The organism is Actinomadura sp. 9N215, assembly GCF_044326345.1.
GTDB lineage: Bacteria > Actinomycetota > Actinomycetes > Streptosporangiales > Streptosporangiaceae > Spirillospora.
In genome coordinates this window covers 131,643-141,967 of the sequence record NZ_JBIRBA010000025.1, presented here as the reverse complement: position 1 = coordinate 141,967, position 10,325 = coordinate 131,643, and the positions used below count along the sequence as shown (strand labels likewise).

General features: G+C 71.8%; 9 protein-coding genes. 5 read left to right on the top strand and 4 right to left on the bottom strand.

Annotated features, from left to right (window positions below; all coding sequences use genetic code 11):
* Positions 1-386: 386 nt before the first annotated feature.
* On the bottom strand, positions 387-719 hold the full coding sequence (locus ACH34T_RS33690; protein WP_396024993.1) for a hypothetical protein: 333 nt from the start codon (positions 717-719) through the stop codon (positions 387-389).
* Between the two features lie 16 nt (positions 720-735).
* Positions 736-1,767, bottom strand: coding sequence for an SPFH domain-containing protein (locus ACH34T_RS33685; RefSeq protein WP_396024992.1), 1,032 nt, complete (start codon positions 1,765-1,767; stop codon positions 736-738).
* Between the two features lie 204 nt (positions 1,768-1,971).
* Here ACH34T_RS33685 and ACH34T_RS33680 point away from each other — a divergent pair, with 204 nt between their 5' ends.
* Positions 1,972-3,741 carry an acetyl/propionyl/methylcrotonyl-CoA carboxylase subunit alpha gene (locus ACH34T_RS33680; RefSeq protein ID WP_396024991.1) on the top strand — a complete coding sequence of 590 codons (1,770 nt, stop codon included), beginning with the start codon at positions 1,972-1,974 and terminating at the stop codon, positions 3,739-3,741.
* A 71-nt stretch (positions 3,742-3,812) separates the two neighbouring features.
* A complete protein-coding gene (locus tag ACH34T_RS33675) occupies positions 3,813-5,156 on the top strand; it encodes a hypothetical protein (RefSeq protein WP_396024990.1) in 1,344 nt (447 codons plus the stop codon).
* A gap of 101 nt (positions 5,157-5,257) precedes the next feature.
* Here the strand turns inward: ACH34T_RS33675 and ACH34T_RS33670 are convergent, their stop codons facing one another.
* A complete protein-coding gene (locus tag ACH34T_RS33670; protein ID WP_396024989.1) occupies positions 5,258-6,643 on the bottom strand; it encodes an NAD(P)H-quinone dehydrogenase in 1,386 nt (461 codons plus the stop codon).
* Between the two features lie 125 nt (positions 6,644-6,768).
* Here ACH34T_RS33670 and ACH34T_RS33665 point away from each other — a divergent pair, with 125 nt between their 5' ends.
* From ACH34T_RS33665 to ACH34T_RS33655, 3 genes are read left to right on the top strand one after another with little or no spacing between them, the layout of a single operon-like run.
* Positions 6,769-7,221, top strand: coding sequence for a gamma-glutamylcyclotransferase (locus ACH34T_RS33665; RefSeq protein WP_396024988.1), 453 nt, complete (start codon positions 6,769-6,771; stop codon positions 7,219-7,221).
* A 30-nt stretch (positions 7,222-7,251) separates the two neighbouring features.
* The gene (locus tag ACH34T_RS33660) at positions 7,252-8,052 is read left to right on the top strand and encodes a purine-nucleoside phosphorylase (protein WP_396024987.1); all 801 of its coding nucleotides are present in this window, start codon (positions 7,252-7,254) and stop codon (positions 8,050-8,052) included.
* Entirely contained in the window at positions 8,049-9,683 is a 1,635-nt protein-coding gene (locus tag ACH34T_RS33655) for a phospho-sugar mutase (protein ID WP_396024986.1), read from the top strand. Before ACH34T_RS33660 ends, ACH34T_RS33655 begins: the two co-directional genes overlap by 4 nt.
* Here ACH34T_RS33655 and ACH34T_RS33650 read toward each other — a convergent pair.
* Positions 9,676-10,320 (bottom strand): PH domain-containing protein, encoded by a 645-nt coding sequence (locus tag ACH34T_RS33650; protein WP_396024985.1) that lies wholly within the window; start codon positions 10,318-10,320, stop codon positions 9,676-9,678. The genes ACH34T_RS33655 and ACH34T_RS33650 overlap by 8 nt on opposite strands.
* Positions 10,321-10,325 lie beyond the last annotated feature (5 nt).

Below are 10,325 nucleotides of genomic sequence, written 5' to 3'. Positions count from 1 at the left end.
GTGCGGGTCCCGGCCTCGGGGGGATGGGCCGGGACCCGCCGCTCGGGAAGGCGCCGGCCGGTGGCGGACGCCGCCACGGGCTTTTCGTCGCCGTCGGTGGAACGTTTCGAGGCGGTGCCGAAGAATGGCGACAGCCTACGCCCAAACGATCACGTTGATCCAGGGGCGCGGCGCGAAACGTCCTGCGTTCTGGGCGTTTTCCACCCGGACGGGCGTGTCCGGATGTGGCCACGAGCGCGCCTCGACACGCGTTGTGACGGTCTTAATGACTCACCGTCAAAAGACTTGCAGGGACGCTTTCCGCGCCCCCATTGCGAACGCTTCCGGGCTTTCGGGCCTTAGGGCCTCCAGGCTTCCGGGCTTCCGGGCTTCGGGCTTCCGCCAGGTCAGTCGGTTTCGCTTTCCAGCGCGGCGACGCGCGACCTGGCCTGCGCCATCGCCTCGTGGTAGCGCGTCTCCCATTCCGGGTCGCCGTCCGGGATGGACGCGACGATCTGGCGGGCGACCTCGGCGAGCACGTCCCCGACGTCGTTGCGGGACACCCGCCGGACGACGACCGCGGTGACGCCGCCGGACGACTCGGTGTGCGTCTCCCACCGGGCGCCCCGCTCCAGCCGGGCACGGCCGCCCGCGGAGGCGCGGTCGGCGAACCCGTACAGCAGCAGGATGACCACCACGGCGACCACCGCCAGCATCACCAGCACGATCACGAATCGCACGTCCGCCTCCCTTCGGTCACCGGCCCCGCAGGAGCGAGCCGTTCGGGTTGCCGGGCGCGTAGACGGTGATGCCCTGCGGGAGCGCCTTCAGTTCCTCGATCCTCGCGCAGGTCGGGCATTTGTTGTAGCCGTCCTGGCGCGCCTTGTTGGCCGCGGCCTCCGCCTGCGCCGTGGCGACCTTCGCCTGCGCCTCGCTGACCTGGGCGAACGCGGCCTGCGCGCGGTCCACCGCCTCCTGCACCCGGGTCGGCAGCGTGACCCGCACCAGGTTGAAGTGGATGTTGGTGAAGAACGTGCCGCCGAGCGTCTGCTTCAGGTCCGTGGCGAGGCTGGTGTTGATCGCGGTCTGCACCTTGGCGATGTTGGCGTTGTTGCTCTGCGCCTTCTGCCCCGCGGCCTGCACGTTCTTCGGCTGGGAGCCGGCGTTCTGCACGAGGGCGCAGGACGAGACCAGCTCGGCGCAGCGGAAGCTGTTGATCTGGCTGCGCAGGTCGTTGTCGATCACCGGCCGGACGATCTGGTCGAGGAACGCGGACCAGCCGTCGTCGCCGTCGTAGACGTTGCGCATCTTGCCGTCGGCGGCGCGGAACTTGCGGGTGCCGTACTTGTTGTCGAAGTCCCGGAGGGCCGCGTGGTCCTGGTTCAGGGTGAAGTACAGCGTCCCCTCGATGCCCATGTTGACGCCGTCCGCGCTGGGCACGATGACGACGTCGACGCCGGGCCTCTCACCTTTCCCCGCGTTCGAGGTGATCGTGTAGTAGCGCTGCTGCGCGGGGTACTTGTGGGTCTGCGAGTACAGGCCGATCCAGACCCGGCCCGAGCCGGGGTCGATGACCTGACGGATCTTGTTGTTGTCGAAGAAACCCCCGTTGCGGATCACGGCGATCTCGCCGCCGCTCGTCCGCTCGTACCCGCCGAACAGCGCGCTCAGCAGCGGGATGCCCACGACGACGAGCAGGACGGCGACGACGATCGCGGTGCCCTTGTGGGGCGCACTCAGGCCGGACGGGGCGCTCCCCGCCCCACCGGACGACTTGTTCTCTGCCACGACCACTCCTCTCGTACCCGTGCCACTGGCTCACAGGTTCTTTATGACTGAGACGAGGGAGATTCTTTCGGGGATCCTCCGCTTCTGGCCTATTTCTACCGATACCTTCCGGTATCCGGGCCGGGGAGCCGATGTGGAGGGGCTTGCGAAGTCCTCGAACGGCCGTTCTCTAGACTGCGTGCGAGGTTGAGGGAGGAGACCCACGTGCGCAAGGTCCTGATCGCCAACCGCGGCGAGATCGCGGTCCGGATAGCCCGTGCCTGCCGCGACGCCGGGCTGGCGAGCGTCGCGGTGTACGCGGAGCCCGATCTGGACGCGCTGCACGTTCGGGTCGCGGACGAGGCGTTCACCCTGGGCGGGCGGACCGCCGCCGACAGCTACCTCAGCGTCGAGAAGCTGCTGAAGGTCGCCGCCGACTCCGGCGCGGACGCCGTCCACCCCGGCTACGGGTTCCTCGCGGAGAACGCCGGCTTCGCCAAGGCCGTCCAGGACGCCGGGCTCACCTGGATCGGCCCGCCGCCCGCCGCGATCACCGCGCTCGGCGACAAGGTCCAGGCCAGGCACATCGCGCAGAAGGTCGGCGCGCCGCTGGTCGCGGGCACCAAGGACCCGGTGTCCGGCGCGGACGAGGTCGTCGCGTTCGCCGCGGAGCACGGGCTGCCGATCGCGATCAAGGCCGCGTACGGCGGCGGCGGGCGCGGCCTGAAGGTCGCCCGGACGCTGGACGAGGTCCCCGACATGTACGAGTCCGCCGTCCGCGAGGCCGTCGGCGCGTTCGGGCGCGGCGAGTGCTTCGTCGAGCGGTACCTCGACAAGCCGCGGCATGTGGAGACCCAGTGCCTCGCCGACCGGCACGGCAACGTGGTCGTCGTGTCCACCCGCGACTGCTCGCTCCAGCGGCGGCACCAGAAGCTCGTCGAGGAGGCCCCGGCGCCGTACCTGTCGGACGCGCAGGTCGAGCTGCTTTACGACTCGTCCAAGGCCATCCTGAAAGAGGCCGGGTACGTCGGCGCCGGAACGTGCGAATTCCTCGTCGGCCAGGACGGGACGATCTCGTTCCTTGAGGTCAACACCCGCCTCCAGGTCGAGCACCCGGTCACCGAGGAGGTCGCGGGGGTGGACCTCGTCCGGGAGATGTTCCGCGTCGCGGACGGCGAAGAGCTCGGCTACGGCGATCCCGAGCTGCGCGGGCACTCGATCGAGTTCCGGCTGAACGCCGAGGACGCCGGCCGCGGGTTCCTCCCCGCCGTCGGGACGCTCACGGCGTGGGAGCCGCCGACCGGCCCCGGCGTCCGCCTGGACACCGGCTACGGCGCGGGGCAGACCGTCCCGCAGGAGTTCGACTCCCTGATCGCCAAGCTGATCGTCACGGGCGCGACGCGGCGGCAGGCCGTCGAGCGGGCGCGCCGCGCGCTGGCCGAGTTCGTGATCGACGGGATGCCGACCGTGCTGCCGTTCCACCGCGCTGTCCTGGACGACCCGGCGTTCGTCCCGGCCGACGACGTGACGCCGTTCTCCGTCCACACCCGGTGGATCGAGACCGAGTTCGACAACCGGATCCCGCCGTACAAGACGCCCGTCGCGGGCGACGAGGCCGATGAGGGCGAGCGGGAGCGCGTCACCGTCGAGGTAGGCGGGCGGCGCATCGAGGTCGTCCTGCCAGCGGGCCTGGGCGCCCTCCCGGGCGGGGCCGCGGCGAAGGCGCAGCCCGCGAAACGGCGCGGCGGCAGGAAGGGCGGCGGGGCGCAGGCGTCCGGAGACTCCCTGGTCAGCCCCATGCAGGGCACCATCGTCAAGATCGTCGTCGAGGACGGCGCGGCGGTCGCCGCCGGGGACACGGTCGTCGTGCTGGAGGCCATGAAGATGGAGCAGCCGATCACGGCGCACAAGGCCGGGACGCTGACCGGCCTGTCCGCCGAGGTCGGCCAGACCGTCGCCGCCGGCGCCGTCATCTGCGAGATCAAGGACGCCTGACCCGGGGCGGGCCGCGCGAAATCCGCCCGCCGGAGGGACGGATTCCGGCGTGACAGGTGCAGACTGAAGGCATGAGCACCGACAACCGGGCCATCCGGGCGGCACGCCGGGGCGCCGTCTCGGCGATCGTGGCCGCCGTCGCCCTGCCGGCGTTCGCCTTCTCCGCCCCAGCCCAGGCCGCCTCCGCGCAGCCCGCGGCAGCGCAGATCACCACCGCACAGACCAGCGACAACGTCGGGCAGATCGCCAAGGGCCTGATCGACTCGCGCCTCTACGTGACGAGCGAGGCGGGGAACGTCCTGTCGCCCGCCGACCGGAACGAGATCACATCGGCGCTCGGCGGCGACCGCGACGCCGACATCCGCGCGGTCGTCGTCCGCAACGGCATCTCCGCGGCCGAAGTCAGGCGGCTGCTGCCGGCCGTCGCGGAGCGCGTCGGCAAGGGCGAGACGTTCGTGGCCGTCACCGCCGACGGCGCCCGCATGGGCGGGGTCTCCAAGAAGCTCGACAGCAAAGAGATCAACCAGCTCGTCACCCGCACCAACGGCGTCCCGCTGAAGGACCGGCTGATCAAGTTCGGCGACCTCGCGGAGAACAAGGTCGACGACAAGGCCCGGACGAGCGCCGTCGGCGGATACGTGACGCTCGGCGTCCTGATCATGCTCGTCGGCGTGGCGGCGGGCGGGTTCCTGGTCGTCCGCAAGCGCCGCCTCGACCGCGAGGCCCGGCAGATGGACGACCTCAAGGCCGGCGTCGAGGAGGACGTGATCCTGCTCGGCGAGGACATCGCCCGCCTCGACCTCAACGTCATGGACAAGGGCCTCGACCACGACACGCGCTCCGACTACGAGCGCGCCATGAACTCCTACGACGAGGCCAAGCGGCAGACGGACCGCGCCGCCAGGCCCCACGACATGCAGGCCGTCACGACCGCGCTCGAAGACGGCCGCTACTACATGACCGCGACGCGCGCCCGGCTGGCCGGGGAGCCCGTGCCGGAGCGGCGCGCGCCCTGCTTCTTCAACCCGCAGCACGGGCCGTCCGCCGAGGACGTCATGTGGGCGCCGCCCGGCGGCGTCGAGCGTTCCGTCCCGGCGTGCGCGGCCGACGCGGAGGCCCTCCGGCACGGGACGGACCCGGACGTCCGCATGGTGCCGTCCGGCGGCGCCCGGCGGCCGTACTGGGACGCGGGCCCCGCGTACGCGCCGTACGCGGGCGGCTACTACTACGGCTACGGCGGGTTCGACCTGCTCGGCGGCCTGATGATCGGCACCATGCTCGGCTCGGCGATGAGCGGCGGCTGGGGCTACGGCGGCGGCGCGGGCGCCGAAGGCGACGTCGGCGGCGGCTGGGACTTCGGCGGCGGCGACTTCGGCGGCGGGCTCGGCGGCGGCGGCGACTTCGGCGGCTTCTGACCGACCGGGACTGCCGCGTCGCCGACGGCCACCACGCCTGCTGCGCTACTCCTGACCGTGGGAAGGCCGGGCACGTCCTCTGACGGGGGCGTGCTCGGCCATCAGTAGGCGTGCTCGGACATCAGCCGCCGGGACGCCTCCGTGATGCTCCCCGACAGCGACGGGTACACCGCGAACGTGTGCGCCACCTGGTCGACGGTCAGATGCTGCTGGACGGCCATCGACACGCCCAGGATCAGCTCGCTCGCCCGCGGCGCCACGATCACGCCGCCGAGCACGATCCCCGTGGCCGGACGGCAGAACAGCTTCACGAAACCGTCCTCGAAGCCCTGCATCTTGGCCCGCGCGTTGGTGAACAGCGGCAGCATGACCGTCCGGGCGTTGACGTCGCCGGAGTCGACCATCCGCTGCGTCACGCCGACCGACGCGACCTCAGGGTCGGTGAAGATGTTGGACGAGACCCAGCCGAGCTTCAGCGGCTGCACCGCCTCCCCCAGCGCGTGCCACATCGCGATGCGGCCCTGCATGCCCGCGACCGACGCCAGCATCAGCACGCCGGTGCAGTCGCCGGACGCGTAGATGTGCGGGACGGACGTCCGCGACACCTTGTCGACCTCGACGAAACCGCGCGGGTCGCAGCGGACGCCGACGTCCTCCAGGCCCATGCCGGCGGTGTTCGGGATCATCCCGACGGTCATCAGGCAGTGGGTGCCCTCGACCTTCGTCCCGTCCTCCAGCGTGACGATCACGCCGTTCCCGGACCGCTCCACGGCCGCGGCCCGCGACCGCGACATGACGTTCATCCCGCGCCGCAGGAACACCTCCTGCAGGACGGACGCGGCGTCGGCGTCCTCCGTCGGCAGGATCCGGTCGCGCGACGACACCAGCGTCACCTTCGACCCCAGCGACAGGTACGCGCCCGCGAACTCGGCGCCGGTCACGCCGGAGCCGACGACGATCAGGTCCTCGGGCAGTTCGGGCAGGTCGTAGAGCTGGCGCCAGTTCAGGATGCGCTCACCGTCCGGCTCAGCGCCGGGCAGCACGCGCGGCGTCGCGCCCGTCGCGAGCAGCACGATGTCGGCCTCGATGCGCCGGTCGCCGACCGCGACGACATGCGGCTCAACCAGCCGCCCCACACCCCGGACGATCTTGACATCCTCGTAGGCGAGCCGTTCGGCGACGTCGAACGACTGGGCGCGCGCGAGGTCCTTCACGCGCTTGTTGACGGTGGTCATGTCGGCCTCCAGCGCGCCGACGATGCCGTCCGGGCCGCCGTTGAAGCGCACGCCGAGGCCCTCCGACTCCGACATGACCGCGAGACGGGTCGAGGTGGCGATGAGCGTCTTGGACGGCACGCAGTCGGTGAGCACGCAGGCGCCGCCGGGACCGTCCCGTTCGACGACGGTCACGTCGGCGCCGAGCTGCGCCGCGACGAGCGCGGCCTCGTAGCCGCCCGGGCCTCCTCCGATGATCACGATGCGGGTCACATCTTCCATTGTTTCCTACTCACAGCAGTGAAAAGTCCCGTATGCGACCTGTTTGCCGGAGCGTGCCGACGCCGATACGGGCTTCGTCCCGGCCCGTAAGGGTAGGTGGCGTAACCTTGGCCAACGTGGCACTGTACGCGGCGTACGCCTCCAACATGGACCCCGACCAGATGGCGACCCGGGCTCCGCACTCGCCCATGCGCGGCACCGGCTGGCTGGCCGGATGGCGGCTGACCTTCGGCGGTCAGGACAAGGGCTGGGACGGCGCCCTCGCGACCGTCGTCGAGGACGACTCCGAGCAGGTCTTCGTCGTGTACTACGACGTGCCCGCCTGGGACGAGAAGGAGCTCGACGCCTGGGAGGGCGCCGCGCTCGACGTCTACCGCAAGATCAGGGTCCGGGTGCAGACGCTGGACGGCGACGTGCTGTGCTGGATGTACGTCCTGGACGACTACGAGGGCGGGCTCCCGTCCGCGCGCTACCTCGGCATCCTCGCGGACGCGGCGGAGAAGGCGGGCGCGCCCGACGACTACGTCAAGGACCTGCGCACCCGCCCGTGCGCGTCCCTCGGCGACTGATCGTCTGATCGCGCCGGTAGTGTCGGCGGCGTGAGCAACGACGCCTTTGTACTGGCCCGGGCGGCTGCGGACGAGTTGCGCGCTCGCGCGTCGGTGGATTCTTTCGATGTCGCGTTGGTGATGGGTTCGGGTTGGGTTCCGGCCGCGGACGCGTTCGGGTCGCCGAGTATCGATGTGCTGGTCACCGAGTTGCCCGGGTTCGCGCCCCCGGCCGCCGAAGGGCACGCGGGACGGGTGCGGGTGGTGGAGGTCGGCGGGCGGCGCGCGTTGGTGTTCTTGGGCCGGACGCACCTGTATGAGGGCCACGGGGTGGACGCGGTGGTGCATCCGGTGCGGACGGCGCTGGCCGCCGGGGTGCGCACGATCGTGCTGACGAACGCGGCGGGCGGGCTGCGGCCCGAGCGGCAGCGGGTCGGCGACCCGGTGCTGATCTGTGACCATCTGAACCTGTCGGGCGCCAACCCGCTGACCGGCCCGCAGTTCCTGGACCTCACCGAGGCCTACTCCGCCCGGCTCCGCACCCTCGCCAAGGAGGCCGACCCGACACTGTCGGAAGGCGTGTACGCGGCGTTGCGAGGCCCGACCTACGAGACACCCGCCGAGATCCGGATGCTGCGCACGCTCGGCGCCGACCTGATCGGCATGTCGACCGTCCTGGAGACGATCGAGGCCCGGCGAGGCGGCGCGGACGTGCTGGGCATCTCGCTGGTCACCAACATCGCCGCCGGACTGGCCGACCAGCCGCTCGACCACGAGGAGGTCCTGGCGGCGGGACGCGCGTCGGCCAGCCGCATCGGCGCGCTGCTGGCCACCGTCCTGGCGAAACTGTGAACGATCTCCACCGAGACGCGCAGGAGTGGCTGGCGCAAGACCCCGACCCGGTGACCCGCGCCGAACTCCACACCATCCTGGACAACGGCGACCAGCAGGCGTTGGTCGACCGGTTCGGTGCGCGGTTGGAGTTCGGCACGGCCGGGCTGCGCGGTGAACTCGGCGCGGGCCCGAACCGGATGAACCGGGTCACGGTGATGCGCGCGGCGGCCGGGCTGGCGGGGTGTCTGCCGGCGGGTGGGCGGGTGATCGTCGGGTTCGACGCCCGGCACGGCTCACGCCGGTTCGCCGACGACACCGCCGCGGTGCTGGCCGGGGCGGGGCTGCGGCCCGAGGTGTTCACCGACCCGGTCCCCACCCCCGTCCTCGCCCACTTCGTCCGCGCCTTCGACGACGTGGTGGCGGGGGTGATGGTGACGGCCAGCCATAACCCGCCCCGCGACAACGGCTACAAGGTGTACTGGGATGACGGCGCGCAGATCGTCCCACCCACCGACACCGACATCTCCGCCGCGATCGACGCCGTCGGCCGCGTCGACGAACTCCCGCTCGGCACCGGTTGGCCCGTCCACCAAGGCACCGGCCGCTACCTGGACGCGGTCGCGTCCCTGAACCTCGGCCCGTCTGGAGGCGACCAGCTCTCGATCGTGTACACGCCGCTGCACGGCGTCGGCCGCGACGTCCTGCTCGCCGCGTTCGACCGCGCCGGGTTTCCCGCGCCCGCCGTCGTCCCCGAACAGGCCGACCCCGACCCCGACTTCCCCACCGTCGCCTTCCCCAACCCCGAAGAGCCCGGCGCCCTCGACCTGGCCCTCGCGCTCGCGCGGGAGCGGGACGCCGACCTGGTCATCGCCAACGACCCCGACGCCGACCGGTGCGCGGTGGCCGTCCCGCGCAACGGCGGCTGGCGGGTGCTGACCGGCGACGAGGTCGGCGGGCTGCTGGCCGAGCACGTTCTGCGGCACACCACCGGGGACGACCGCCTCGTCGCCACCACCATCGTGTCGTCGTCGCTGCTGCGCTCGATCGCCGCGGCACATCGCGTCCGGTACGCCGAAACCCTCACCGGCTTCAAGTGGATCATGCGCGCGGGCGGGCCGACCGACCGGCTGGTGTTCGGCTACGAAGAAGCCCTCGGCTACAGCATCGGCGACGACCACGGCGTCCTGGTCAACGACAAGGACGGGATAAGCGCCGCCCTCACCGTCGCCGCACTCGCCGCCCACGCCCGCCGCGACGGCCGCACCCTGCTCGACCTCCTCGACGACCAAGCCCGCGAATACGGCCTGCACACCACCGCGCAACTCTCGGTCCGGGTGGACGACCCATCGCTGATCACCGCCGTGCTGTCCCAGCTGCGCGCCGATCCCCCGGCGCGCCTCGGCGGCCGCACGGTCGAGTCGTTCGACGACCTCACCCACGGAACGGACGGCCTGCCACCCACCGACGGGCTGCGATTCCACCTCGCCGGAGGAGCACGAGTGATCATCCGACCGTCCGGGACGGAACCCAAGCTCAAGTGCTACCTCGAAATCGTCCAGCCCGTCGACGACGACATCAGCGCCGCCCGCGCACGCGCCGCCGCCGAACTGGACGCCCTCCGCGACGCCCTCTCCGCGGCCCTCAGCTGACCGCCGCCACGATCGCGATCACGACCAGCGACGCCAGCGGGACGACCAGCGACGCCAGCGCCGGAACCGACCACGTCACGGTCCCCCGCGCCGACTCGTCCGCCGCCTCCCTCGCGGCGGCCGCACGGTCCGGCGCGCCCGACCTGGTCCGCGGACGGCGGCGGTCGCGGATCTCGTTCAGCCGCTGCGCCGCGTACGCGGCCGGTGTCCGGCCCCGCAGGTCGAACTCGTCGTCCTTGCTCGCTTCCTTCCGCGCCCGCGCCTCCGCCTTCGCCTGGGCGCGCGGCGAGGTCTGGTGCACCCACGCCCGCGTCTGCGTCTCCGTCCCGTCCGGGCCGGTGAACCGCACCGTCACGGCGTTCGTGCCCTCGACGCGGCGGACCGCGGGCCACGGCGCCCTGACGTCCCGCAGCGGGTTCCGGATCGTGACGGCGTCGTCGTCCCCGATGATCGCGGGCCGCAGCCCGACCGCGTACGCGACCCCGCAGCCGAGCAGCAGCACCATGCTGATGCCGAACGTCATCAGCGAGTAGCTCGCGTCGCCGGTGATGCCGAACAGCAGGTCGGCGAGGTTGAGCGCGGCGAACGCCAGCCACGCGTACGCCGCGACCCGCCCGCCGGTGGAACGAATGGTCATGGCTC

What these genes read in the sequence shown, in the direction of transcription:
- ACH34T_RS33675 (WP_396024990.1), top strand. Translation starts at nt 3,813, where the DNA reads ATGAGCACCGACAACCGGGCCATCCGGGCGGCACGCCGGGGCGCCGTC.
- ACH34T_RS33650 (WP_396024985.1), bottom strand. Translation starts at nt 10,320, where the DNA reads ATGACCATTCGTTCCACCGGCGGGCGGGTCGCGGCGTACGCGTGGCTG.